Below are 24,433 nucleotides of genomic sequence, written 5' to 3'. Positions count from 1 at the left end.
ATACAAATTTCGCAACCAAACCTATATTATATTGTACAACATCCCTATACTTTCGTCAAGCAAATAAAGTTTTTTCTGCAAACCGACATTTATTTTTGGAAAACGAGTGCCGTACTTGAGATTTGTCTGCTATAATAGAGGCATTCCACACTACTTCTACTGGAGGAAGGATAATTATGGCTAATCGCTGCACTCGTATTCCCGAGATCATGTTTCCGCGTGAAGGCGTGGACCTGTCCAAGTGGGCAGTCATCGCCTGCGACCAGTACACTTCTCAGCCGGACTACTGGGCCGAGACTGATAAGACCGTCGGTGACGCACCCTCTACCCTGCGTCTGACCCTGCCGGAAGTTTATCTGGAGGACGCGGACGTTGCTGCCCGCACGGAGAAAATCCATCAGACCATGCAGCAGTATGTGCAGGACGGCACGCTGCGCACCCTGCCCGCCGGCGTCGTTCTGACCGAGCGCTGGTCCGGCGGCTCCTGCCCGCGCCGCGGCATCGTGCTGTCGGTCGATCTGGAAGCGTATGAATACACGCCCGGTTCCGCATCCCTCATCCGCCCGACCGAAAAGACGGTTGTCGAGCGTATTCCGCCCCGTCTCAAGGTTCGTCAGGGTGCGTGCCTGGAGCTGCCGCACATTATGATCCTGATCGACGATCCCGACCGTCAGATCATCGAGCCGCTGTTCGAGCAGACCGCCTCTTATGACAAACTGTACGATACCGACCTGATGCAGAACGGCGGCCATATCACCGGCTGGTTCCTGCCGAACGGTCCGGAGACCGAGGTCATCGAGGCCAAGCTCGAAGCACTCTGCGATCGCGAGACCTTCAACAAGAAGTACGGCTGCACGGATGCACAGGCGCTGCTGCCGTATGCAGTAGGCGACGGCAACCACTCCATGGCCACCGCAAAGGCGTACTGGGAAGAGGTCAAGAAGGGCCTGACTGCCGAGGAGCAGGAGAACCATCCGGCACGTTTTGCACTCGTTGAGGTTGTCAACATCCATGACGAGAGCCTGATCATCGAGCCGATCCACCGTGCTCTGTTCGGCGTAGACGCAGATGAACTGCTCGGCGCACTGACCGACTTCTACAACGGCGAAGGCTGCAAGGCTTACGTTGCCGACGAGGCTCCCAAGAGCGAGACCGCGCACTTCTTCCCGTTCTGCTCAGCGAGCAAGTCGAGCGTGTTTGTTGTCGAGAACCCGAAGTGGGCCATTCCGGTCGCTACCATCCAGACCGGTCTGGACGCTTATCTTGAGACCCACACCTCTGCGAAGATCGACTACATCCACGGCACGGACGTTGTTGTTTCGCTGGCGGAAAAGCCGGGCAACCTCGGCTTCATCCTGCCGGACATCGCCAAGAACGACCTGTTCCGCGGCGTTGTTTTCGACGGCGTTCTGCCGCGCAAGACCTTCTCCATGGGCGAGGCGCACGAGAAGCGCTACTACATGGAGGCCAAGACCATCGTAAAGTAAAGGCAACACCGCACAATTAAAGCGGCGGTGCTTTGCGGAAATTTTGTGTCCTGACTTTGTTGCAGTTTCACGGTAATACATCAAGTATTACCGCAAAACTGTGCCTCATCAGTACGCAAAATTTACTCGCAAATCACTCTTGTTCAATTATGCGGTATTACCTAAAGTTACGCCTTTTCAGAGGACGCAGCCGCATCGGCTGCGTCCTTTTTCCATTCCAGAACTGCCGTGTTTCCTTCTGTGCGGCAAAGCACAAAGGCGGGTGCCAGTGCGAACGGCTTTTTCGGGTCGAACGGACATTGCAGACGCAGTCCGGTCTCGGTCGGCTGAATCTGCACGTTTTCGCTGGATAGAAGCGCGTCCAGGACCGTATCTCCGGTGACAAGCGGCTGCTCGGGCGGCGCATTGCTCTGCGGCAAAGGCTCCGGCGCAGACGCGAGATAGAACCGTTCGGGTTCGCCCTCACAGCCAGTCTCATGCAGCATTTGCCGCGAGAGATGCCGGCGCAGGCGCAGACGGCCATGCTCCGGTGCAGGCAGACCGACCCGCAGGATGTTTCCGTTCACGACCGTATAGCAGCGCAGCAGTTCGTCTCCGCAGACAGCGCAGTCGAGATTGACCTGCACGCCGCAGGCGTCCGGGGTCCAATCGATCGTACCGATCGGGTTGTCGTTACAGAATACGTCTGCGCGCATGGGCGGTTCTCCTTTCTGTGCAAATTTGAATTTTACTACTTGCTAAAGCATATAGAATGGGAGCCAACCTTTGGCTGGGAGGTCCAAAAGGATAGACACCAAGGTTTGCCCGTAGGCCACTAAACCTTGTTCCCGCGCCGTGCGCGGATTAAATGAGTACTATCCTCTTGGGACTCCAGTTTCCTTTGCTTGTTAGTCTGGCGCCAATTTCCTATATGTGACCGCTGCGAAAAGGGGAACGGCAGTCGGGTTACCACAGCGTTTCTTTCGCGAAATATTCGCAGTTCACAGATAGCGTACTGCTACACATATCGGAAAGCCTACGCAGAGGGCGGCACGGCTATGCCGCTCAAAGATTACGCCTGCGATTACGGTGTGGCACGCGCTGTCTGACGCAGAAAAGACGTCCGCAGACGGCAAATCCCAGTCTATACGCAAAAAGCGCATACCCCATAAAAGGATATGCGCTTTCTCCCGCCGTTATACGGCTTACCCCTGCACCGAGCCGAGTCCGAAACTGACTGCCAGTGCTTCATCGACGTGCCGCATGGCTTTTTCGTCGAGCGAGCCCATTTTCTCGCGCAGGCGGCGTTTGTCCAGCGTGCGGATCTGCTCGGTCAGGATGATGGAATCCTTGGTCAGTCCGTAGTTCGGCGCACCGACCGTGATATGCGTCGGCATTTTCGCCTTGTTGATCTGCGATGTAATAGCGGCGGCGATCACGGTCGGACTGTACCGATTGCCGACGTTGTTCTGCACGATCAGCACCGGACGGATGCCGCCCTGCTCACTGCCAACCACCGGACTGAGATCGGCATAGTAAATATCTCCGCGTTTGATGTTGCTATCCACTTTGGTTCACACTCCGATGAAATAGATTTACGGTGCTGCCTGATGGTTTTCCCGCAAACCTATTTTCCCCGTGTCACACAAAATTATAACTGTATAATGCAGAAAAGCGGAGAGAGAAAAATCTCCTCCGCTTCAAAGCTGTCGCGAAACTACAGTTTCGCCGACAAGCAGGAACGGACCGCAGGCCGTTCCAAAGTCGTCCGAAAGTTCCTGTTCAGAAACTTTCTCCCTCCAGAAGTAAGAAAACCGTGATACATGCTCCCGGTTTTCTTGCATTTGCAACGCAAATGCTGTTTTAATAGCGCTGCCGCGCGATACTATCAAACTAACAGGATACCGACTTTGAGAGACAAATGAAGCGAGGGAAAATCCCTCGCTTCATCTTATGCACGCAATGTCAGTAAATTACCGATAGAAACGCGGCACGCGACGGCTGATGGCGCACAGCACCTCGTACGAGATGGTGCCTGCCGCGTCTGCTGCGTCCTCTGCCGTCCAGCCTTCCGGGCCGAACACGGTCACTTCGTCACCGCGATGTACGTCCACACCCTCCGGAATACGCACCATGCACATATCCATGCAGATGCGGCCGAGCACGGGCGCTTTCACGCCGCCGAGCAGCACCTGCGCCTTGCCCGAGCCGGTACGCAGATAGCCGTCCGCGTAACCCATTGAGATAACCGCCATATGGGTCGGCTCTGCCGTCTCGAAGGTGCGGCCATAGCTGATGGTTGTATTCTCCGGAATATCGCGCACCTGCACCACACGCGCCTTGACGGTCATGGCGGGTCTCAGATCGAGCACCGGCGGCACGGAGGCATCCGGGCGATAACCGTACAGGATAATGCCCGCGCGGGTCATCGTGCAGTGCATCTTCTCGTAGGTCTGGATAGCGCCGCTGTTCGCACAGTGGCGCAGCGGCAGGTCAAGACCGGCCGCTTGCAGACCCTCGCACACATCCGAGAAGCGCTTGTACTGCAATTCCGTGTACACCTCGCCGGAGGGCACGTCGGCAACCGCAAAATGCGTGAAAATGCCTTCGCTGATCAGGCCCGGCTGCTTGGAGCACGCAAGGATATCCTGCACTGTCTGCTCACACTCCCACGACGGGAAGCCGAGCCGCGTCATGCCGGTATCCAGCTTGTAGTGTACGGTGACCGGCTTGCCGGTGCGCTCTGCTGCCGCGCTGATGAGTTCTGCGGTCTCGCGGTCGTACACCGGCACGGTGATGCCGTACTGTGCCGCCGTGTCCATATCCTTCTCGTCCACATAACCAAGGATGAGGATGGGCGTTTCGATGCCTGCTTCTCGCAGCTCCACACCCTCCGGAATGGTCGCTACCGCGAAATACGGTGCGTCCATCTTCTCTAGCCGCTTAGCCACCTGCACGGCACCGTGACCGTATGCGTCCGCCTTAACGACACACAGGACCGGCGCCTGTGCCTGCTCGCAGATCACGCGATAATTATGCTCGATCGCACCGAGGTCGATCTCCGCCCAAGTGCGGTGTTGATTTACTTCCATTGTTTTCGTCACTCCAACAGAACCGTTTGGTTCCTGATTTACTGACAGGATTCCACCTGTATGGTCAGCACGCGCGCACCGTCCGCATACAGCTCGGCATAGACCGGCTGCAGATCGCTCTGCCGCAGCCACACCTGCTTTTCCACGCTGTCGTCTGCCTTCTCATAGCGCAGCACGAGCAGGCTCTCGCCGTTTGTGCGCTCGCTCCACACCTGTGCAGGCGCAGCGTACCGCAGATCGTTCAGCAAACAGAACCACGCGTCTGCCGGGGTCAGTCCGGTGTGCCGAGGAGCAATATCATCCAGCTGCAAGTCGTTGTACTGCAGCGTGAACGCGCCGTTCTCCTCACCTGAGATGCGCCCGCCGATACCGGCGACCGACTCCGGTGCGGTCAGCGTGAAGGAATCGCTGTCCTCTCTATTATAGACATAGTCGCTTTCAAATTCCAGTACAGATTCGTCCAAATCCGAGATTATTTTCAAATGCGCCGTACAGCTGTCCAGCGATGCGAAATGCGCACGCACATCCTCGGCACTCATTTCCGCCGAGCGGCCGCAGCCGCAGAGCAGAACAAGCGCCGCCAAACCACACAGCAGCCTGTTCAGATTACCACTCCCTTGACCGGTTTATCACCATGTTTTCGAGTTATATCGTTTCAGCAGAATCGGCAGCTGCGTCAGCATATCGCTCGGCGTCATGCCGTATTCGCTCAGCGCGTTCGCAGCCAGATCTCCGGCTCTGCCGTGCAGCCACGCCGCCGTACAAGCCGCCGGAACCGCATCAATGCCCTGTCCGCACAGCGAAACCAGTATGCCTGCCAGAACATCCCCGCTGCCGCCTTTCGCCATGCCGGGATTGCCCGAGGTATTGCGATAACAGCCGCCGTCCGGCGTGAAAATGCGGGTGCGGTGTCCCTTGTAGAGCACAATGCACCGATAGTCCTGCGCGAACTGTGCCGCGTCCGCAGCGGTCGCGTCCGGCTTACCGCTGAGCCGTGCGAACTCGCCCGCGTGCGGCGTGAGCACGACCGGCTTTGCCGTTCGCTGCAATATATCCTTATGCCCAGTAATCGAATTTATGCCGTCCGCATCGAGTACAATCTGGCAGGCAGCTTTTTCGAGCAGAGTACACACGATTTCGGTCAGCGTATCCGAACGGCCGAGTCCGCACCCGATGAGCAGCGCGTCCGCCTTTTCGGCAAGCGCAAGCAGCTTCGGCAGTGCGTCCATGGAAAACAGCCCGTTTTCATCCTGCGGCATGGGCCGCACGACCGGCTCATTCAGCTTGACCGCCAGCACCGGCCACGCACCTTGCGGAACTGCCAGCGTCACAACGCCGCTTCCCATGCGGACCGCGCCCTGTGCCGAAAAATATGCCGCACCTGTATATCCTGCCGAGCCGCACACGCACAGAATGCGGCCGTAGTCGTTTTTATTTGTCTCCGGATTGCGCGAATGCAGTACGCCGTCCGCAAAGTCCTGGTTTATCTCAATCATATCGTTTCCTTTCAAGTCGAAGCCGCTGCCGCGTTCGCCTGCGCGTGCACTGCGTCGATTGCGAGGACGACCGCCAGCGCAAGTGTTTCGTCTGCGGAATCGGCAATGTCCAGCTGATAGCAGTCACCCCAGGTGAACCACTCCTTGGAGATGGACACGATCTCGCGTCCGTTCTGCGTGATGCGGTACTCATGCGCCCAGAAATCACCCTCAATCGTCCAGTCGAGACCCTCGATCTCGTATTTTTCGTAGAAAAATGTAAGCCGCTTGACGATTTCCGCGCGTTCCACGCCGTCGATGTACACAAAGAACCGCGGCATCATACTGAACACCTTCTGCTGGATGAAGGCAGTCTCGTGTCCGGTCAAGTCGGTGACATACAGCTTCTTGCCCCACGAGAAAAACTCACCCTCGACATGGTATTTGTCGGCGCCGGTTTCATCAAAAACAGTAAACCGATCCACCCAGGAGAATACCTTTTGTTTGATATATAATTTCATATTGATCCCACCTCTCTTTTCTTACAGAATAGCACGGCGTGTGCTGACCGTCAAGCACGGACGTTCTGCCGCGCTGCCGCATAGGCTGACACGAGGAGGTGATACTTTGGCGATCAAGATTTTTGTCGATCAGGGACACAATCCGTCCGGTCCGAACACCGGCGCGGAAGGCGGCGGTCTGCTCGAACAGGATGTGACCTACGCTGTCGGCGTGTATCTGGCTGATCTTCTGCGGGCAGACCCTCGGTTTGAGGTGCGGCTGAGCCGCACCTCACCCGAGGAAATCCTCGGCACAAGCAATGCCACCAGTCTGGCCGAGCGCGTGCGGCTGGCGAATGAGTGGCCTGCGGATTACTTCATCAGCATCCACTGCAACGCGAACGTAAATCCCGCCGTCAACGGCACTGAGGTGTATGTTTATCAGGAAAATACGCAGGCGTACTGGCTGGCGCAGCATGTGCTCGCCGGCATTGTTGCGCGTGTCGGCACACGCGATAACGGCGTGCGCGTCCGTCCAAGCCTGTATGTCCTACGGCGAACACAGATGCCTTCGATTCTGGTCGAGCTGGCATACCTGACCAATACTTCCGATGCGATGAAGCTGGAGAACGATCCGTTCGGGTTTGCACAGGGCATTTATAACGGTCTGCTCAATTATTTTGACTTTGAACCGTATTAAACAAAAAACGAGAGGTCTTTTGACCTCTCGTTCTATCTTTCTTAACGCACTTTACTAACGTCGCAGCTTTTCGCGCGTTAGCGCGCATTTAATAGAATTTGCAGTGCAAATTCCAAAAAAGCGGGAGCATGTATCTCGCTTTTTTGACTTCTGGAGGGAGAAAGTCTCCGTATGGGAACTTTCGGACGACTTTGGAACGGCCCACGGTCCGTTCCTCTTGTCGGCCAAACCGTGGTTTGGCGACAGCATCTTAAAATCCTCCGGTGACGCCTAAAACCTGTCCGGTAATGAAAGACGACTTATCCGAGCACAGATACAGAATGCTGTCCGCGACCTCGGCTGCCGCGCCGACTCTTCCGAGCGGTGTCTGATCGGCAAGCTCCTGCATGGTATCCGCACTGTGCATGGCGTTCATGTCGGTGTCGATCACGCCCGGCGCAATGCAGTTGACCCGGATATTGCTCGGGCCAAGCTCCTGCGCGAGCGACTTGCTCAGGCCGATAATCGCAGCCTTGCTCGCGGAATAATGGCTCTCGCAGGACGCGCCGCACTCCCCCCACATGGACGACACCGTGACGATGCTTCCCTTGTGGTTGTGCAGCATTTCGGGCAGCACGGCGCGAATCGTGCGCACCGTACCCATGAGATTGACATCCAGCATGCGCATCCAGTCCGCGTCGGTGATATTCTGGAACAGTTTCTGTTCGGCGATACCTGCATTGCAGACCACGGCATCGATCGTGCCGAACCGTGCCTTCCCTTCCGCGACCGCAAGTTCCACTGCCGCGGTATCCTGCTGATCGGCCAAAAGCGCCAGTGCGCCGGTCTCCCCAGCGAGCCTGTCCGCCGCTTCCCTGCTTTTGCTGTAAGTAAACGCGGTATTCCATCCGTTTTCGGCAAACGTGCGCACACAGGCGGCACCGATGCCGCGCGAGCCTCCGGTGATGAGAACAGTTTGCGCCATGTCAGATGGCAACCGTCTGCTGTGCCTCGAACAGACACTGGTTCAGATCCTTGCTCTGTGCTAGACCCTCCTCAATGTCGATATCGGTAACAATGTTGTTATCCGAAACAACAACGCGGTTGGTCTTGCCCTCCATCAGAGCGCGAACTGCAGCATAGCCCATGCGGGTCGCCATAACACGATCCATAGCAGACGGAGAGCCGCCGCGCTGGATATGGCCGAGGATGGTAACACGGGTATCGATGCCGGTAGCCTCGTGAATCTGGTCTGCAACGTCCTGTGCGGAGCCATAGCCCTCTGCTACGATGATGATATGGTGGTTGCGGCCCTTGATACGGCCGATGCGCATTCTCTCTACGATCTCGGTGTCGAAATCCAGCTGACGCTCGGGCAGGCAGATCGCGGTCGCGCCGACTGCACAGCCAACCTGCAGTGCCAGATGACCTGCACGGCGGCCCATGACCTCTACGACCGAGCAACGCTCGTGGGACTGCATGGTATCGCGCAGCTTATCGATGCACTCGATCGCAGTATTGCAGGCGGTGTCAAAACCGATGGTGTAATCCGAGCAGCCGATATCATTATCAATGGTACCCGGAACGCCGATGCACGGAACTCCCTTGCGGGAAAGCGCCTGTGCACCGCGGAATGTACCGTCACCGCCGCAGCAGATCAGGCCGTCAATACCGAGGTAACGGCAGGTGTCAGCCGCCTTCTGCAGACCTTCCTCGGTCAGCATTTCCTTGCAGCGTGCGGTGTACAGCATGGTGCCGCCCTTGCGGATAATGCCGTCTACACTGCGGGCACCCATCTCGATGATGTCACCGTTGATGAGACCGCTGTAGCCGCGGCGAATGCCAAGAACGGAAATATCGTGTGCGCTTGCGCTGCGGACTACCGAGCGAATAAGTGCGTTCATACCGGGTGCGTCGCCGCCGCTGGTAAGTACGCCGATTCTGCGAATTTGTTTATCCATGATAAAGCCTCCCTGTTGTCGGTTCTGTTTTCTTTCTTGGCGGCACAGTCGATGCCGCACTGACCTCTGTATTGCAGTTCTGTTTCCCTCTGCGGAAACCGTCTCTCTCCAAGGATAAGCACAGTCTCCTATTGTATTATAACATCTTCCTCGCGCAAGAGAAAGCGTAATTTTGTTAAAAATGCAATATCCGGTTTGCACCAGTACCGGCGGGCAGCGAGCGTCTTTTTCTTCGTGTCCATCGGGTAGAGATAGACCGGCGTATCGCCGGGCTGCGTGCGCAAAACCTCTTTAATCTGCGTCCATTCATCACCCTGCAGACTGGAAATACGCAGAAACAGCTTTTGCGGCGCCAGCTTCGCCGCCTGCGCATCGGTGTAGACCGATTTCTGCGTGCCCTTTTTCGGCTGCTGCAGGCTCTCCACCGCACTCTCGGTGAGCGGCTGCGCCTCGTTCAGCAGCACCTTGGGCGCCTCGTCCTCTCGTGCGTCGATCTTACCGGTAAGCAGGACTGCGCTGTCCTCGGTGAGATATGCGCCGCACTGCTGCAGCGAACGCGGGAACACGACAAGTTCAATCGCCGCCGTGTCGTCCTCCGCGGTGACATATGCCATCATCGAGCCGTTCTTGGTCGATTTCAGACGCACCGCCGTGATAACACAGGCAAGCCGGACGGTCATGCCGTCCTTGTAGACCGGCTGGCTGCTCTCGCCCGTCAGGTCGTCGATGATCTGCTTGACAGAGGCAGCCTGCGCCTTCTGCGTCAGGCTGCGGTACTCGTCCATCGGGTGACCGGAGAGGTACAGACCGGTGGTCTCCTTCTCCATCGCCAGCAGTTCCCGCTTGGGTACTTCCGGAATGTTCGGCATCGCAATCTGCGTGTCGCGCACCTCGTCGTTGCCCATGCCGAACAGGTCCATCTGACCCTCGATGTTCTTCTTGCGGTTCTGTGCAATGGCATCTACTACGGGATTGACGATTTTCAAAAGCTGACTGCGGTAGTAATGCATGGAATCGAACGAACCCGCCTTGATGAGACTTTCGAGCGCTCTGCGGTTGAGTTCGCGGTCATACATGCGCTCGCAGAAATCCTGGAACGAGGTAAACAGGCCGTTCGCCTCTCGCTCCTCGACAAGCTGCTTCATAAACGAGCGTCCCACACCCTTGACCGCAGCAAGACCGAAACGGATATTCTCGCCCGCAACCGAAAACTCATCGTAAGACTCGTTTACGTCCGGCGGGAGCACCGCGATGCCCATATCACGCGCCGCCTGAATATACTCGGAGATCTTGTCCGAAACATCCAGAACGCTCGTCAGCAGCGCCGCCAGATATTCTCTCGGGTAGTGGCATTTGAGGTACGCCGTGCGGAACGACACGACCGCGTAGCAAACCGCGTGCGCCTTGTTGAACGCATAGTTTGCAAAATCCATGATCTCGTCAAACAGACTTGCCGCAACTGCTTCGGGCACGCCGCGCTTGATGGCGCCGTCAATGCCCAGCTCCTCGTTGCCGTAGATGAAGTTGACGCGCTCCTTTTCCAGCTCCTTCATCTTCTTTTTACTCATGGCGCGGCGCACCATATCTGCCTTGCCGAGCGAATATCCCGCAAGGCTCTGGAACACCTGCATGACCTGTTCCTGATAGATCATACAGCCATAGGTGACGCTTAAAATCGGCTCGAGCAGCGGATGCTTGTACGTCACCTTTTCCGGATGGTGGCGGCACTCGATGTAGCGCGGAATGGACTGCATCGGGCCGGGTCGGTACAGCGCAACGACTGCGGTAATATCCTCGATGGACTGCGGGCGCAGACCGGTAACGACGTTGGTAATGCCCGCGCTTTCCAGCTGGAATACGCCCATGGTCGAGCCCTTGCCAAGCATCTCGTAAGTCGCGGGGTCGCTCATATCCACGTTCTCGATGGAAAAATCCGGCGTGTGACGGCGAATCAGCTTTTCCGCGTCCGCGATAACGGTCAGGTTGCGCAGGCCGAGGAAGTCCATCTTGAGCAGACCGAGTTCCTCGATCGTCACCATCGTAAACTGCGTTACCATCTGGTCGCCGTTGCGCGACAGCGGAACGTAGGTGTCCACGGGGTCCTTGGTGATAACCACGCCTGCCGCATGCGTCGATGCGTTGCGCGGCATGCCCTCGAGCGCACGCGCCGTATCAATAAGCTCTTTGACCTGCGGCTGCTCGTCGTACATCTTTTTCAGCTCCGCGTTGATGGTCAGCGCCTTGTCGATCGTAATGTGCAGCTCATTCGGCACCTGCTTGGCGACAGCATCCACATCGTTGTACGGGATGTTGAGCGCACGGCCGACATCGCGGATGGCACCGCGGGCAGCCATCGTGCCGAACGTGACAATCTGCGCCACGCGGTCCTTGCCGTACTTGCGGGTAACGTACTCGATGACCTCCGGACGGCGAACATAGCAGAAGTCCACGTCGATATCCGGCATGGAGACACGCTCCGGATTCAAAAATCGCTCGAAGTACAGCGAATAGTGAATCGGGTCAAGGTCGGTGATAGCGAGGCAGTACGACACGATCGAGCCTGCTGCCGAGCCGCGTCCGGGTCCGACCGGAATGCCCTGACTTTTCGCGTAGCCGATAAAGTCGGACACGATGAGGAAGTAATCGACAAAGCCCATCTTGGCGATCATGTCGATCTCGTACTGCAGACGCTTGCGCACGGTGCCGTCGTCGTTCGGATAGCGTCTTGCGAAGCCTTCATCGCACAGCTTCTGCAGATATTCGAGCGAGGTGTAGCCGTCCGGCACATCGAATTCGGGCAGATGGTACTTTCCAAACTCGAACTCAACCTGACAGCGTTCTGCGATCTTTACCGTGTTGGCGAGTGCCTCCGGGTGCTCCGGAAACAGCGCCGCCATTTCGTCCGCATCCTTGATGTAGAACTCCTGCGTTTCAAACTTCATGCGGGTCGGGTCGTCCACGGTCTTGCCCATCTGAATGGACATCAGCACGTCCTGAATGCGCGCATCCGCCTTGGTGAGATAATGCGCGTCGTTCGTTGCCACCAGACCGATGTTCAGCTCCCTGGAAAGCTGGTACAGACCTTCATTGACTTTCTGCTGCAGCGGAATGCCGTGGTCCTGAATTTCAAGGTAGAAATGCTCCCGGTCAAAAATATCGAGGAACTGCTCGCAGAGGTCATACGCGCCGTCCATATCACCGTCCGCCAGCGCACGCGGAATCGCGCCCGCCAGACACGCAGACAGACAAATCAGACCTTCGCTGTGCGCGCGCAGCAGCTCCATGTCGATACGCGGCTTCATGTAAAAGCCCTCGGAGAAACCGCACGACACCATGTGGATGAGGTTGCGGTAGCCGGTCATGTTCTCGCACAGCAGGATGAGGTGCGTGTGCCACTCGCCGTTGATGTAGCTGCGGTCAAAGCGCGAATGCGGCGCCAGATACACCTCGCAGCCGATGACCGGATGGATCCCCTTCGCCTTGCAGGCGCGGTAAAAGTCGATCACGCCGTACATGACGCCATGGTCGGTCAGCGCGCAAGAGGTCTGCCCCAGCTCTGCCACACGGTCCACCAGCTTTTCGATACGGCAGGCGCCGTCCAGCAGGCTGTATTCGCTGTGGACATGCAGATGTGCAAATGGTACCAATTTAGTCCTCCTTTTCCGCAAGCTCGATGATCTTTTTCAGGCGGTGGCTCAGTCCCGGTTTGGAGATGGGCGGGTCGAACCGCTGCGCCAGCTCGGACAGGCTGTCCGTCGGGTATTCTAGACGCAGGCGCACGGTCTCCCACAGGTTGCCCGGAAATGCGTCCTCCCCCCGGCTGTCGATCAGCGCCTGAATCGCCGCAATCTGCCGTGCCGATGCATCGGCAGCCTTCATCATGTTCGCGGTCTCACAGTTGACCTGCCGGTTGATCGTGTTGCGCAGATTCTTCTCTACCTTGGCCTGCATCAGCTCCATCGCCGCGTGCGGCGCACCGATGCGTGTAAGGAAATCCTCCGCGCTTGCGCCGTCCTTAAAGTACAGCAGATACGCGCTGCCGCGCCGTGCCTGCTTGGGCGATAAACCTAAATCAAGCATCAGACTTGTCTCTTCGCCCGCCAGACTCTGGTGGGTGGTTTTCAGCTCGAGATGGCTTTTCTTGTCCGGTCCCGCGACCGTGCCGCCCATGAGGAAGGCACCGCGCAGAAAAGACGCAATGCAGCAGTCCTCCTCGAGCAGATTGCGGTTGATGTGGTAGGTGATGTGGCTCTTGCAGTCGTAGCCGAGCGCGTCAAACACGCGTCCGATCTGCGCCGGTTCGGTGAGTACAAGCTGCTGCTTGCGGCCTGCCTTCTGCGGCTCACACTCAACAAAAAACGCGCGCTGCAGCAGCGCCTGCAAGCGGCGGACAACGGTCATGTTCTCCGCCGACAGCCGTATCTCCTTGTGTGAAAAAACCGAGGCATGGAGCAGTGCGCCGTAAATCTCGGCACGCGTGCAGCAGGTACGCTGCATGGATACCCGACACAGCTCGTTTTTTACCTCGGTTGAAAAAGACATATATTCTCTCCGTTCTGTACAGCACGCTTCGCCTGTCCGGAACGAAGCGGGTTTATCTCTGGTAATCGCGGTGCATGGTTACTACACCGTATTCCTGCCTGCGCAGGTGTTCACTCAGCGCCTCGGTGATAGCGACCGAGCGGTGCTTGCCGCCGGTGCATCCGATGCTGATAATCAGATTCGCCTTGCCTTCCGCGATATAGCGCGGCAGCAGAAAGTCGATCATGCCCGTCAGGTAGCGCATCAGCACATCCGCCGTACCGCCGCGGAACACATAATCGCGCACCTCCGGATCGGTGCCGTTGCGCTCGCGCAAGCTCATTTCGTAATAGGGATTGGGCAGGAAACGCACATCAAACACAAGGTCGCTCTCGGGCGGAATGCCGTACTTGAAGCCGAACGACTGTACGATGACCTCAAACACCTCTCCGCTCTCGGTGCCGGAAAACATCGTCAGCAGACGTTCGCGCAGACCGGCAGCAGACAGTCCGGTGGTATCCACCACAAAGTCGGCACGGTCGCGCAGACCGGACAGCATTTCGCGCTCCTTTTCAATGGCGGCTGTCATGGACATGCCCTTTTCCATCAGCGGATGCTTGCGGCGCGTCTCCTTGTAGCGGCGGATGAGCGTCGGCGTGTCCGTGTTGAGGAACAGGATGCGGTAATCGCAGCCCATGCTCTTGATCGAATCCAGCGAATCAAACAGCTGCTGGAAATCGCCGCCTGCACGCACATCGGTGACGAGTGCCACACGTTCATAGCGTTCGGTTGCCGCCAGACAGATCTCCGCGAAGCGCGGTATGAGGGAGATCGGCAGATTATCGACGCAGTAATAGCCTAAGTCCTCAAGCGTGGCGACCGCGCGGCTCTTGCCTGCGCCCGACATACCGGAAATGATCAAAAAATACATGTTACCTTTCCCCCTGCCCTGTGTTTCTGCTGTGATAACGCCGCCGAGCGGCGCTGCTGATTATTTTACGATGCGCACCTCGCACTCCAGCTCCACGCCGAACTGCTCGCGCACCCTGTTCTGCACCAGTTCGATCAGGCGCAGCATGTCATCGCATGTTGCACCGCCGCGGTTGATAAGAAATCCCGCGTGCTTTTCCGAAACCTGTGCCGCGCCGACGCTCGTGCCCTTGAGACCGGCCTGCTCGATAAGCTGGCCCGCAAAGTGTCCCACGGGACGCTTAAAGGTCGAGCCTGCCGACGGGAAATTGAGCGGCTGTTTGTCGCGTCTGCGCTGCGCGAAATCGTTCATCTTATCCAGAATCGCCGCCGAATCGCCGTTCTGCAGCTGCATGGTCGAACGGAGCACCGTCCAGTCCGGATGCTTGCGGAACACGCTCGTGCGGTAGTCGAAGCCGTGCTCATCGCCCTTGAGTGTACAAATGTTGCCTTCGCCGTCCACGAACTCGGTCTCCTGCACAATACCGGCCATCGTGCCGTCATACGCACCCGCATTCATGTAAACCGCGCCGCCCAGACTGCCCGGAATGCCGCCGGCGAACTCGGCTCCGGTCAGACCGGAACGCTGTGCGCGGCGGGCAATGCGGCTGAGCAGCGCGCCCGCCTCGGCAGAGACGGTGTTATCCTCATTTACGCGGACTTCATCCAGCTCGGATGTGCAAACAACCGCACCGCGGATGCCCGCATCGGCCACCAGCATGTTGGAGCCGTTGCCGAGCAGCAGGAACGGAATATTGCGCTCACGCAGTACGGCAAGTGCCGCGGTCAGTTCCCTGCGGGTCTTCGGCTGCACGAACAGGTCGGCCGGTCCGCCGATGGCGAACGTGGTATGGCGGCGCATGAGTTCGTTTTCTGCAATATCTATTTCAGGTGCGGCCTCTCGCAATGCCGCGATGCAATCCTTAATATGCTCCATAAGGCGTTTAATCCTCCAAAAATCTATATAAAAAGTTTAAGTGGTATACCCTCGGAATTCCTGCCGCGTCATGCGGCGGCGCATCGAAGGTCCGGCACCGGGAGCAGGCTCCGGTTTGTCCTGCCGTGCCGTTTTGGTTTTTGCTTTACTGTTTATTATAACAAATGTAGATGGGATGCGCAATCAGTCCGAGCGGGTTTCCGCAGATTTTTTCGGTTAAAAATCGGTTTTTTCTCTATGCGGCACCGGCTGACCGGGGTACATGAACCGCATAAGCGGTTCGCCCCTAACGGGCGGCTCCTGTTCTCTGCACCGACTGAGCGGGGCACTCGAACTGCCGCAGGCGTGTTCGCCCTGACGGGGCGGCTCCTTTCTCTGCACCGGTTGAGCGGGGTACTCGAACTGCGTTAGCGTGTTCGCTCCTAACGGGCGGGAGGTTTTTCGCTTGAAATCAAGCGAGGAGTTGCGCTCTGCGGAGCGCGGGGATTCGCCGCGCCCCGCGGCAGGGCAAGAGGGTAGACACCTGCGGTTTCTACCCTCTTAACTCCCGTTTCCCTTTATTTCTTAGTCTGGCGCAGATTGCCGACATGTGACCGCTTCGAAATGGGGGAACGGCAGTCGGGTTTCTCTTGCGTTTGTTTCGCAAAATATTCGCAGTTCACAGACAGCGTACCGCTACACATACGGTTAAATCCACGCAAGCGCGACATCCCCGTGTCGCGCAACTCGTAAGTCTGGAGATTATGGACGGCACCTACGAATCTATCTATTTAGCAGCATTTATCCTCGTAGGTGCTGTCTATCATAACGCGCTGACGAGTTGCGCGGCACTGTTATGTCGCGCCTGCTTAGATGAAATCACATGTGTAGCAGTAATTTATCTGACGCTACGAATATGTCTCGACATGGGAGCACACTGTGCTCCCCTACGGTAGAAAAAATCCTCTGCCGTTCCCTTATTTCGCAGCGGTCACATGTCGACATTCTGCGCCAGACCATCCAAGGGAAAGGGGTGATTCACAAGAGGGTGGAAACCGCAGGTGTCTACCCTCTTGTGCGCCCGCGCGGCGTCAGCGCAGGTTGTCTACCCTCTTGTGCCCCTGCCAGGCAGGCAAGATTCCGTTCGCTTCACAAGCGACACTCTGCCGTACTGCATCAGAACGCAAAAGAGGAACACTTCTAACTCGCAGTGTCCCTCTTTGCGCATATTACTGGTTTTTGTTTTCCTGATTTTTCCGCTGTGCAGCATTTGCCGCACGGCGGCGTTCTTTTGCACTCACCGGAGGCGTTGTCTCCTGCGCTTCAACGAACGCGTGTGTCTCCGGGTCGATGCGCTTATGCCCGCGATAGTCGTTCGTATCCACGGACAGACCGCGCTTTTTCAGCAGATGATTGATCTTCTCGGTCAACACGCTGTACAGCACGGCAAACAGCGGCACGCCGATCACCATGCCCGCGAAGCCCATCACGCCGCCGAACAGCAGAATGGCGAACATGACCCAGAAGCTCGACAGTCCGGTGGCGTTGCCGAGGATTTTCGGTCCGAGGATATTGCCGTCAAACTGCTGCAGCAGCAGCACAAAAATGACGAAATACAGCGCCTGCACCGGACTGATGACCATGATCAGAATGGTGCTCGGAATCGCACCGATGAACGGCCCGAAAAACGGGATGATATTGGTCACGCCGATGATAACCGCAATCAGGAGCGCGTACGATGTCGGCATGGTCATCCAGCCGAACGAGATCATAAGACGCATACCGATAAAGCACAGCACGCCGATGATCGACGAGTCCATCAGCTTGCCGGTAATGAAGCCGCCGAACACGCGGTGGATATGCGCCACACGAGCCATGATGGCATTCGCCTTTTCAACCGTGAACAAGCTATACGTCATCTTTTTCGCCTGTGCGCAGAAGGTGTCCTTGCTGTTGAGAATGTACAGTGCGATAATGACACCGATCAGCAGGTTCATCAGCACATTTACGGTCGTAACAACGCCGCTCATCATGCTGCCGAGCTGCGGCAGCAGGTCATTTTGCGCCCAGTTCATCATCTGTGCGGAGAACTGATCGTACAGGCGCATGAAGCTGTGCTCAAGTTCCGGGTTGTTGTGCAGCAGCGACGCTACCCAGCCGGATATCTCGTTCATATACAGGTCCATCGAGTCTACCAGCGAGGTGATACTCGTGACCAGCTGCGGCAGCACCATCCACAGCAGCACGCCTACAACCGCCAGACCGAAGGCCAGCGTCAGCGCACTGCACAAACCCTTGGCAAGCCGTGTGCCGTTTTTAAATTTATGCGACATCGGCGGCTGCAGATTGCGGTACAGCATGTTGAACACCGGCATGAGCAGGTACGCCATCACAAAGCCGTAGATAAACGGGCTGAGGATGCTGAAAAATTTCTTGATTACGCCCCAGATTATTGTCATGCGGAACAGCACGAACACGACCAGTACGCAGGCTACAATGACACCTAACGCAGTCAGCCCCCACTCAATATAGTGCGGCTGCAGGTCAAGCCGGGACTTTTTTTCCTGATTGGGATCTTCCAACAATAAACTCCTTCCTGTCAGCTGTCAGAGGATGAAAACGAAGATTGAATACGCTTAGTCCTCATCCTCATCAAAGAACACGCGCCACAGCAGGTACAGCCACGTTGCGGCAAACGCTGCAAAGATGATCGCGCGGAACTTCTTGAAAAATTTAGAGAAGCAGGTGCCCAGCCACAGACCGAACGACAGCAGGCAGGTCTCGTAGATGAAGAACTCGATGAGCGAGAAGCCGCGGATCTTTTCGGTCGCGGTATTCATAAAGCGTCCTGCCTGATCACAGGCGTCGCCTGCGGTGTGCAGCATCTGCTCGGCACGGCTGCGCAGTGCATCGCGGTCGATACTGTCCAGATAGTTTTTCATAGCTTGTTCTCTCCTTTTCGTTTCACCGTATTGCGCGGACGTGCTGTCCGTCTGTGCTCCCTGGGTTTTGGGTCCCCGGCGATGCTGCACGGCGTTTTCCCCATCGAGGAAATCCGGCCGAGCCGCATGCCGATTTTTTCTGCCAGTGCGTCGGCGTCCGCGCTGCTCGTCCTGCGCAGAGCCGCCTGCAGGATCAGTCCCGCAGCCCGCGCATCCGATCCAGCCTCGTGGTGGTTCAGGTCGATGTGCAGCGCGGCGGATACCGTATCCAGTTTATGATTTTCCAGCTCAGGCCATACCCGCTTGGACACCTTTACCGTGCATAAGTACCGGCATTCGGGCATTTTCAGTCCGTAATGCGCCAGACAGCTGCAAAGCACATTCGTATCGAACATAGCGTTGTGACACACGATGACGCTGCCCTCCGCGATGTCGGCGAGCGGCTCCCACACCTCGGCGAACGACGGTGCGTCCGCGACCATCTTCTCCTTGATGTGGTTGACGCGAACATTGCCCCAGTGGAACTTGCCCACGCATTCCGGCGGACGGATGAGCGAGATTTTCTCATCCACCAGCTGATTATCCTCAAACACGCTTGCGCCGAGTGCGCACGCGCTCAGCGGCGAGGCGTTTCCGGTCTCGAAATCCAGTGCAAGATATCTCATTGCAGCGCCTCCCGTCCTGCCGCGTCTGCGCGTTCCTTCGCCGCGAGCAGCAGTCTGTACAGCGGCGCAAGCTGCCGCATAGTCTTCATCATGAACGGAACAAACGTGCCGTCCAGCACCGGAGCAAAGTCCTCACTGTTTGTGTAATCCACGCCGATCTCCTTGCGGTTCAGCCAGTCCTGATATTCCGGCTTTGCGTCCGGGAATTTCGGGCGCTTGTACATCTCGCCCGCGAGGTGCACCTGCGGACAGCTGTTCACCGCACGAAAGGCGTCAAGGAACAGCCTGTCTTCTGCGAGGATCATTTCGCGCAGCGCTTCCATTTCGCCTCTGCCCCACGCGCCCCAGCAGCCGAAGGCCCAGTATTCGGGATGCAGTTCAAAGTAGTATGCGGGAACGGATTCGCGTTCCCGTCGTGCTCTGCGGAAGAACAGCCACATGTTCGCCCGGTAGAGCGTCTTATCCTTGGTATATCGGGTATCGCGCCGCACGCGGGATACCATGCGGGACGGCACGGTGACGAACTGCGGGTCGATCTTGACCATCTCCGGCGTCATTTCTGCGATCAGTTCGTGAAAGGGCCGGATGGATAACCGCTTGATCTCGTCCTTGTGTGCATCGTAAAATTCTTTGCTGTTTTGCAGGCGATTCAGTTGCAGAAGATCCACGCCTTCTGCGGAAAAACCGTGAAATGCCATTTGTGTTGTTAGCCACCTTTTTGTTTTTGACGATTGTAAATCGTCGTTCAGGCATAGAAATACCTAAGTATATTTTACCGCGTTTTTTCATTTTCTGCAACAGGAGTTTGACAGTTTTCCGTTCATAACACGTTAATCTCCCTGTGTATTTGTGCAATTTGTTGACCGCCGCTTGACAGAAAGGGTTGTTCCCTGCCGAAAATTCTGGTATACTGAGGATAAGTATATTGATAGAAAAAGGTGGAACGATCATGCTTACTGCTGCTAAAAAGGAATTTATCGAATTTATGATGAGTGCCGACGTACTGCGCTTCGGCGATTTTACAACCAAATCCGGCCGAAAGACCCCGTATTTCGTCAACACCGGCAACTACAAGACCGGTCTGCAGAACTCCCGTCTGGGTGAGTTTTACGCAGCTCTGGTCAAGGAGACCGTCGGCGATCAGTTCGACGCAATGTTCGGTCCGGCGTACAAGGGCATCCCGCTTGCTACCTCGGTTTCCGGTGCGCTGGCCCGCAATTACGGCATCGACAAGCCGTTCTTCTTCAACCGCAAGGAGGCGAAGGACCACGGCGAAGGCGGCAATATCGTCGGCTACAAGCCGCAGGACGGCGACCGCGTGATCATCATCGAGGATGTAATCACCGCAGGCACCGCTATCCGCGAGACCATGCCGGTGCTGCAGGCCTGCGCAGATGTGAAGGTTACCGATATGTTCATTTCGGTAAACCGCTGTGAGGTCGGCCAGAACCCAGGCAAGACCGCTGTTATGGAGGTCGGCGAGGAGTTCGGCATCAAGGTGCACGCACTTGTCACCGTGCAGGATATCCGCGAGTATCTTGCGGATAAGGAGGAGTATGCTCATCTGCTGCCGCTGATGGATGCTTATATGAAGCAGTATTGCGTATTTTAACTATCGCGGCACAATCGCATAAGAAAAAAGAACGCTCGATGGAGCGTTCTTTTTGTTTGCCTTTTTTCCACTAAGCACCGCCCATTTCGGGCGGTGCTTTCATTTTATCTCACTTTTCCGCCTGCAAAGTCTGCAAAAACTTACGCATCCTGCGGCAAGCCTCGCGCAGATGGTTCATCGAGTACGAATACGAAATACGCACATGACCCTCGCCGCTCTCGCCGAAGGCGCTGCCCGGAATGACCGCGACCTCCTGCTCGTGCAGCAGTCTCTCGCAGAATTCGTCACTCGACAGACCGGTGGACTCGATCGACGGGAACATATAGAACGCGCCCTGCGGCTCAAAGCACTCAAGGCCCATGGAACGCAGCTCGCCGAGCAGGTAGCGGCGGCGCAGGTCATACTGCTCGCGCATGCGCTCGATGTCGTCCTCACCGGTGCGGATAGCCTCAATGCCCGCGAACTGCGCGGTCGTCGGCGCGGACATAATACCGAACTGATGAATCTTGCAGATGTGGCGCATCAGCTCCTTCGGACCCATTGCCCAGCCGAGACGCCAACCGGTCATCGCATAGGACTTGGAGAAACCGTCCACAACAATGGTGCGCTCCTTCATGCCGTCCAGCTCCGCAAAGCAGACGTGGCGATCCGGGCCGTAGGTCAGGCTGTTGTAAATCTCATCCGACAGCACGATGATATTCGTGTCCTTGATAACCGTCGCAATCGCCTGCAGCTCATCGCGCGTCATGATCGCGCCGGTCGGGTTGTTCGGGTACGGCAGGATGAGCAGCTTGGTGCGCGGCGTAATAGCGGCGCGCAGACTGTCCGCCGTCAGCTTGAACTGGTCCTCCGCGCGGGTCGGCAGCGGCACCGGAACACCGCCTGCCATCTGCGTCAGCGGCTTGTAGCATACAAAACTCGGCTCCGGAATGAGCACCTCGTCACCCACGTTGACAATCGCACGGATGGTGTTGTCGATCGCCTCAGAGCCGCCGACCGTCACAAGGATCTCCTTGTCCGCATCGTAGCACAGGCGGTACTTGCGGCGCACGAGCGCGGCAATCTGATTGCGCAGCTCGGCAAGACCCCAGTTGGAGGTATAGAAGGTCTGTCCTTTTTCCAGAGACTGAATGCCGGCGCGGCGAATCTGCCACGGCGTTTCAAAATCCGGCTCGCCCACACCGAGCGAGATCGCGTGCGGCATTTTAGCCGCCAGTTCAAAAAAGCGGCGAATGCCGGAAGGCTGTACCTCTTTTACACGCGCAGAGAGAATCTGCTCGTAGTTCACCATGCCATGACCTCTCTCTTATCGCTGTCTGCCGGGTCAAATTCCACACTGTTGTCCTTGTATTTTTTGAGGATGAAATGCGTACCGGTGGACAGCACGTTCTCCATCGGCGCCAGCTGCTCGGAGACAAAGCGGGCAACCTCGCGCATGGTGCGTCCCTTGATGATAACGGTCAGATCGAAGCCGCCGCTCATCAGATACACGCTCTCCACCTGATGGTGCGAATAGATCTGACGGGCGATCTCATCAAAGCCCATACCCTTCTGCGGGGTGATCTTGACCTCGATGAGTGCGGTTACGCTCTCCTTGGATGTTTTATCCCAATCGACCACGGTCTTGTAGCCGAGGATCGTCGAATTCTTCTCATACGCGTTGATCGCAGCAGCCACGTCCTCCTCGGTCTCACCGAGCATCGCGGCCAGCTGTGCCGGAGTCAGACGCGCGTCCTGCGCCAGCAGATCAAGCAGCTTTTCAGGGTTTTTCATAATAAATGACCTCCCTTTTTCGTTTTTCAAGAATTACTTTATTATAGCACTGCGGTGCAGTTCTGTCTACGCTTGGAGCAGAAATTTTGCGATTGCGGAATAGAGAATTAAAAGAAGTCCGAAAAATTTTCGGACTTCTTTTCATGACGCAAAAATCAACGAACCACAGCGCCCTGATCTGCAGAGGTGACCAGACGCGAATAGCGGTACAGCCAGCCGGACTTGACATTCGGCTCACGCGGAACGTACTTGGCACGGCGTGCCTCCAGCTCCTCGTCGGAAACATTGACATTTACCTTGCTGTTCGGAATATCGATGGAGATGATATCGCCTTCCTGCACCAGACCGATCTCGCCGCCGGAAGCAGCCTCCGGCGAAACGTGACCGATGGATGCGCCGCGGGACGCACCGGAGAAACGGCCGTCGGTGATGAGCGCAACCGTAGTATCCAGCTTCATGCCGGCCAGCGCAGAGGTCGGGTTGAGCATCTCGCGCATGCCCGGACCGCCCTTCGGGCCTTCGTAGCGGATGACAACAACGTCACCCGGCACGATCTTGCCGTTGTAGATGGCGGAAATTGCGTCCTCCTCGCAGTCGAACACGCGTGCCGGACCTTCGTGCACCATCATTTCCGGCGCAACTGCCGAACGCTTGACAACGCAGCCGTTCTTTGCGATGTTGCCCCACAGAACAGCGATGCCGCCGGTCTGCGAATACGGATTCTCGAGCGGACGAACGACCTCCGGATTCTTGTTGACAACGCCCTCAAGGTTCTCGCCGACCGTCTTGCCGGTGCAGGTGATGAGCGACAGGTCGAGGAAATCACGCTTGGTCAGCTCCTTCATGATGGCCGGAACACCGCCCGCCATGTAAAGCTGCTCAATGTGGTGCGGGCCTGCCGGAGCCAGATGGCAGATGTTCGGCACCTTGCCGGACAGTTCGTTCAGGGTCTCAAGCTGCAGCGGAACGCCTGCTTCGTTTGCGATTGCCAGCAGGTGCAGAACCGAGTTGGTCGAGCAGCCGATCGCCATCTCACAGGTCAGCGCGTTGCGGAATGCTGCCGGCGTGAGGATGTCGCGCGGCTTGATGTCCTTCTCGATCAGCTCCATGATCTTCATGCCGGCGTGCTTTGCCAGATGAATACGGGCAGCCGAAACCGCCGGGGTCGTGCCGTTGCCCGGCAGCGCCATGCCGATGGCTTCAGACAGGCAGTTCATCGAGTTTGCGGTGTACATGCCTGCGCATGAGCCGCAGCCCGGGCAGGAATTGCACTCGGCTTCGTAGAAAGTCTCCTCGTCCATCATGCCGGCCTTGTAGGCGCCGACCGCCTCGAAGGTCTTGGACAGGGATACCTCCTCACCGCCGAAATGGCCTGCCAGCATCGGGCCGCCGGAAACCAGAATGGACGGAATATTCAAACGGGCAGCCGCCATCAGCATACCGGGAACGATCTTGTCGCAGTTCGGGATGAGCACCAGACCGTCCAGCTGGTGCGCCTGTGCCAGCGTCTCTACGCTGTCCGCGATCAGTTCACGGCTTGCCAGCGAGTACTTCATGCCGATGTGACCCATGGCAATGCCGTCGCATACGCCGATGGCCGGAACGAGCACCGGCGTACCGCCAGCCATGCGAACGCCCGCCTTAACCGCATCCGCGATCTTATCGAGGTTGATGTGGCCCGGAATGATCTCGGAATACGCCGAAACCACGCCGATGATCGGCTGCCTGATCTCCTCATCGGTCATACCGCAGGCACGCAGCAGCGAACGGTTCGGCATGCGCTCGGGTCCTGCGGTGATGTTATCACTTCTTCTCACAGGGAATTCCTCCTTTGAAAGCAGTCCAGCAGACTGCCTGATAGA

22 protein-coding genes are annotated in these 24,433 nt (G+C 57.1%); 3 read left to right on the top strand and 19 right to left on the bottom strand.

The window, feature by feature from the left end:
* Positions 1-176 precede the first annotated feature (176 nt).
* Positions 177-1,487, top strand: a complete 1,311-nt coding sequence (locus tag DW806_RS07675) for a DUF1015 domain-containing protein (RefSeq protein ID WP_118729585.1) — start codon at positions 177-179, stop codon at positions 1,485-1,487.
* 167 nt (positions 1,488-1,654) lie between these two features.
* Here the strand turns inward: DW806_RS07675 and DW806_RS07670 are convergent, their stop codons facing one another.
* From DW806_RS07670 to DW806_RS07645, 6 genes are all read right to left on the bottom strand, one after another.
* Positions 1,655-2,182: a hypothetical protein gene (locus DW806_RS07670; protein WP_118647049.1), complete on the bottom strand. Its 528-nt coding sequence runs from the start codon at positions 2,180-2,182 to the stop codon at positions 1,655-1,657.
* A 489-nt stretch (positions 2,183-2,671) separates the two neighbouring features.
* Positions 2,672-3,034 carry a type II toxin-antitoxin system PemK/MazF family toxin gene (locus DW806_RS07665; RefSeq protein ID WP_110437051.1) on the bottom strand — a complete coding sequence of 121 codons (363 nt, stop codon included), beginning with the start codon at positions 3,032-3,034 and terminating at the stop codon, positions 2,672-2,674.
* 405 nt (positions 3,035-3,439) lie between these two features.
* Entirely contained in the window at positions 3,440-4,558 is a 1,119-nt protein-coding gene (gene alr, locus DW806_RS07660) for an alanine racemase (protein ID WP_118729584.1), read from the bottom strand.
* A 38-nt stretch (positions 4,559-4,596) separates the two neighbouring features.
* Complete coding sequence (locus DW806_RS07655; protein ID WP_118729583.1) at positions 4,597-5,142, bottom strand: hypothetical protein; 546 nt, start codon at positions 5,140-5,142, stop codon at positions 4,597-4,599.
* Between the two features lie 45 nt (positions 5,143-5,187).
* Positions 5,188-6,054: an NAD(P)H-hydrate dehydratase gene (locus DW806_RS07650; RefSeq protein ID WP_118729582.1), complete on the bottom strand. Its 867-nt coding sequence runs from the start codon at positions 6,052-6,054 to the stop codon at positions 5,188-5,190.
* An 11-nt stretch (positions 6,055-6,065) separates the two neighbouring features.
* Entirely contained in the window at positions 6,066-6,554 is a 489-nt protein-coding gene (locus DW806_RS07645) for an LURP-one-related/scramblase family protein (protein WP_117487840.1), read from the bottom strand.
* Between the two features lie 106 nt (positions 6,555-6,660).
* Here DW806_RS07645 and DW806_RS07640 point away from each other — a divergent pair, with 106 nt between their 5' ends.
* Positions 6,661-7,233, top strand: a complete 573-nt coding sequence (locus DW806_RS07640; RefSeq protein WP_118729581.1) for an N-acetylmuramoyl-L-alanine amidase family protein — start codon at positions 6,661-6,663, stop codon at positions 7,231-7,233.
* Between the two features lie 250 nt (positions 7,234-7,483).
* Here the strand turns inward: DW806_RS07640 and DW806_RS07635 are convergent, their stop codons facing one another.
* From DW806_RS07635 to DW806_RS07590, 10 genes are all read right to left on the bottom strand, one after another.
* Complete coding sequence (locus tag DW806_RS07635; RefSeq protein WP_118729580.1) at positions 7,484-8,197, bottom strand: SDR family NAD(P)-dependent oxidoreductase; 714 nt, start codon at positions 8,195-8,197, stop codon at positions 7,484-7,486.
* Position 8,198: 1 nt separating this feature from the next.
* Complete coding sequence (gene pfkA / locus DW806_RS07630) at positions 8,199-9,173, bottom strand: 6-phosphofructokinase (protein WP_117751128.1); 975 nt, start codon at positions 9,171-9,173, stop codon at positions 8,199-8,201.
* Positions 9,174-9,301: 128 nt separating this feature from the next.
* A complete protein-coding gene (locus DW806_RS07625) occupies positions 9,302-12,820 on the bottom strand; it encodes a DNA polymerase III subunit alpha (RefSeq protein ID WP_118729579.1) in 3,519 nt (1,172 codons plus the stop codon).
* A gap of 1 nt (position 12,821) precedes the next feature.
* On the bottom strand, positions 12,822-13,715 hold the full coding sequence (whiA, locus tag DW806_RS07620) for a DNA-binding protein WhiA (RefSeq protein ID WP_118729578.1): 894 nt from the start codon (positions 13,713-13,715) through the stop codon (positions 12,822-12,824).
* Positions 13,716-13,767: 52 nt separating this feature from the next.
* The gene (gene rapZ, locus DW806_RS07615; protein ID WP_118729577.1) at positions 13,768-14,625 is read right to left on the bottom strand and encodes an RNase adapter RapZ; all 858 of its coding nucleotides are present in this window, start codon (positions 14,623-14,625) and stop codon (positions 13,768-13,770) included.
* 60 nt (positions 14,626-14,685) lie between these two features.
* A complete protein-coding gene (gene murB, locus DW806_RS07610; protein ID WP_110437063.1) occupies positions 14,686-15,600 on the bottom strand; it encodes a UDP-N-acetylmuramate dehydrogenase in 915 nt (304 codons plus the stop codon).
* A gap of 1,208 nt (positions 15,601-16,808) precedes the next feature.
* Positions 16,809-18,161 carry an AI-2E family transporter gene (locus tag DW806_RS07605; RefSeq protein ID WP_118729576.1) on the bottom strand — a complete coding sequence of 451 codons (1,353 nt, stop codon included), beginning with the start codon at positions 18,159-18,161 and terminating at the stop codon, positions 16,809-16,811.
* 54 nt (positions 18,162-18,215) lie between these two features.
* Positions 18,216-18,521: a hypothetical protein gene (locus DW806_RS07600; RefSeq protein ID WP_118729575.1), complete on the bottom strand. Its 306-nt coding sequence runs from the start codon at positions 18,519-18,521 to the stop codon at positions 18,216-18,218.
* The gene (locus DW806_RS07595) at positions 18,518-19,186 is read right to left on the bottom strand and encodes a 3'-5' exonuclease (RefSeq protein WP_118285266.1); all 669 of its coding nucleotides are present in this window, start codon (positions 19,184-19,186) and stop codon (positions 18,518-18,520) included. The genes DW806_RS07600 and DW806_RS07595 overlap by 4 nt, the downstream gene beginning before the upstream one ends.
* Entirely contained in the window at positions 19,183-19,884 is a 702-nt protein-coding gene (locus DW806_RS07590; RefSeq protein WP_118729574.1) for a DUF2461 domain-containing protein, read from the bottom strand. Before DW806_RS07590 ends, DW806_RS07595 begins: the two co-directional genes overlap by 4 nt.
* A 251-nt stretch (positions 19,885-20,135) precedes the next feature.
* Between DW806_RS07590 and pyrE the strand changes: the two genes are divergently transcribed.
* Positions 20,136-20,798 (top strand): orotate phosphoribosyltransferase, encoded by a 663-nt coding sequence (gene pyrE, locus DW806_RS07585; protein ID WP_116705106.1) that lies wholly within the window; start codon positions 20,136-20,138, stop codon positions 20,796-20,798.
* Between the two features lie 109 nt (positions 20,799-20,907).
* On the opposite strand, the gene DW806_RS07580 is transcribed toward pyrE, so the two are convergent.
* The 3 genes from DW806_RS07580 to ilvD all read right to left on the bottom strand — a co-directional run bounded on the left by DW806_RS07580 (position 20,908) and on the right by ilvD (position 24,388).
* Positions 20,908-22,089: a pyridoxal phosphate-dependent aminotransferase gene (locus DW806_RS07580; RefSeq protein ID WP_116705107.1), complete on the bottom strand. Its 1,182-nt coding sequence runs from the start codon at positions 22,087-22,089 to the stop codon at positions 20,908-20,910.
* Positions 22,083-22,571 (bottom strand): Lrp/AsnC family transcriptional regulator, encoded by a 489-nt coding sequence (locus tag DW806_RS07575; protein ID WP_118361494.1) that lies wholly within the window; start codon positions 22,569-22,571, stop codon positions 22,083-22,085. Before DW806_RS07575 ends, DW806_RS07580 begins: the two co-directional genes overlap by 7 nt.
* 155 nt (positions 22,572-22,726) lie before the next feature.
* The gene (gene ilvD / locus DW806_RS07570) at positions 22,727-24,388 is read right to left on the bottom strand and encodes a dihydroxy-acid dehydratase (RefSeq protein WP_270384433.1); all 1,662 of its coding nucleotides are present in this window, start codon (positions 24,386-24,388) and stop codon (positions 22,727-22,729) included.
* Between the last annotated feature and the right edge of the window lie 45 nt (positions 24,389-24,433).

Source organism: Butyricicoccus sp. AM32-19 (genome assembly GCF_003480365.1).
GTDB classification, from domain to species: domain Bacteria; phylum Bacillota; class Clostridia; order Oscillospirales; family Butyricicoccaceae; genus Agathobaculum; species Agathobaculum butyriciproducens.
This window is presented reverse-complemented; position numbering and strand designations above follow the sequence as displayed.

Excerpts from the sequence above, each read along its gene's own strand:
- DW806_RS07675 (WP_118729585.1), top strand. The coding sequence starts at position 177 with ATGGCTAATCGCTGCACTCGTATTCCCGAGATCATGTTTCCGCGTGAA.
- DW806_RS07670 (WP_118647049.1), bottom strand. The coding sequence starts at position 2,182 with ATGCGCGCAGACGTATTCTGTAACGACAACCCGATCGGTACGATCGAT.
- alr (WP_118729584.1), bottom strand. The coding sequence starts at position 4,558 with ATGGAAGTAAATCAACACCGCACTTGGGCGGAGATCGACCTCGGTGCG.
- DW806_RS07650 (WP_118729582.1), bottom strand. The coding sequence starts at position 6,054 with ATGATTGAGATAAACCAGGACTTTGCGGACGGCGTACTGCATTCGCGC.
- DW806_RS07645 (WP_117487840.1), bottom strand. The coding sequence starts at position 6,554 with ATGAAATTATATATCAAACAAAAGGTATTCTCCTGGGTGGATCGGTTT.
- DW806_RS07635 (WP_118729580.1), bottom strand. The coding sequence starts at position 8,197 with ATGGCGCAAACTGTTCTCATCACCGGAGGCTCGCGCGGCATCGGTGCC.
- pfkA (WP_117751128.1), bottom strand. The coding sequence starts at position 9,173 with ATGGATAAACAAATTCGCAGAATCGGCGTACTTACCAGCGGCGGCGAC.
- whiA (WP_118729578.1), bottom strand. The coding sequence starts at position 13,715 with ATGTCTTTTTCAACCGAGGTAAAAAACGAGCTGTGTCGGGTATCCATG.
- rapZ (WP_118729577.1), bottom strand. The coding sequence starts at position 14,625 with ATGTATTTTTTGATCATTTCCGGTATGTCGGGCGCAGGCAAGAGCCGC.
- murB (WP_110437063.1), bottom strand. The coding sequence starts at position 15,600 with ATGGAGCATATTAAGGATTGCATCGCGGCATTGCGAGAGGCCGCACCT.
- DW806_RS07600 (WP_118729575.1), bottom strand. The coding sequence starts at position 18,521 with ATGAAAAACTATCTGGACAGTATCGACCGCGATGCACTGCGCAGCCGT.
- DW806_RS07595 (WP_118285266.1), bottom strand. The coding sequence starts at position 19,186 with ATGAGATATCTTGCACTGGATTTCGAGACCGGAAACGCCTCGCCGCTG.
- DW806_RS07590 (WP_118729574.1), bottom strand. The coding sequence starts at position 19,884 with ATGGCATTTCACGGTTTTTCCGCAGAAGGCGTGGATCTTCTGCAACTG.
- pyrE (WP_116705106.1), top strand. The coding sequence starts at position 20,136 with ATGCTTACTGCTGCTAAAAAGGAATTTATCGAATTTATGATGAGTGCC.
- DW806_RS07580 (WP_116705107.1), bottom strand. The coding sequence starts at position 22,089 with ATGGTGAACTACGAGCAGATTCTCTCTGCGCGTGTAAAAGAGGTACAG.
- DW806_RS07575 (WP_118361494.1), bottom strand. The coding sequence starts at position 22,571 with ATGAAAAACCCTGAAAAGCTGCTTGATCTGCTGGCGCAGGACGCGCGT.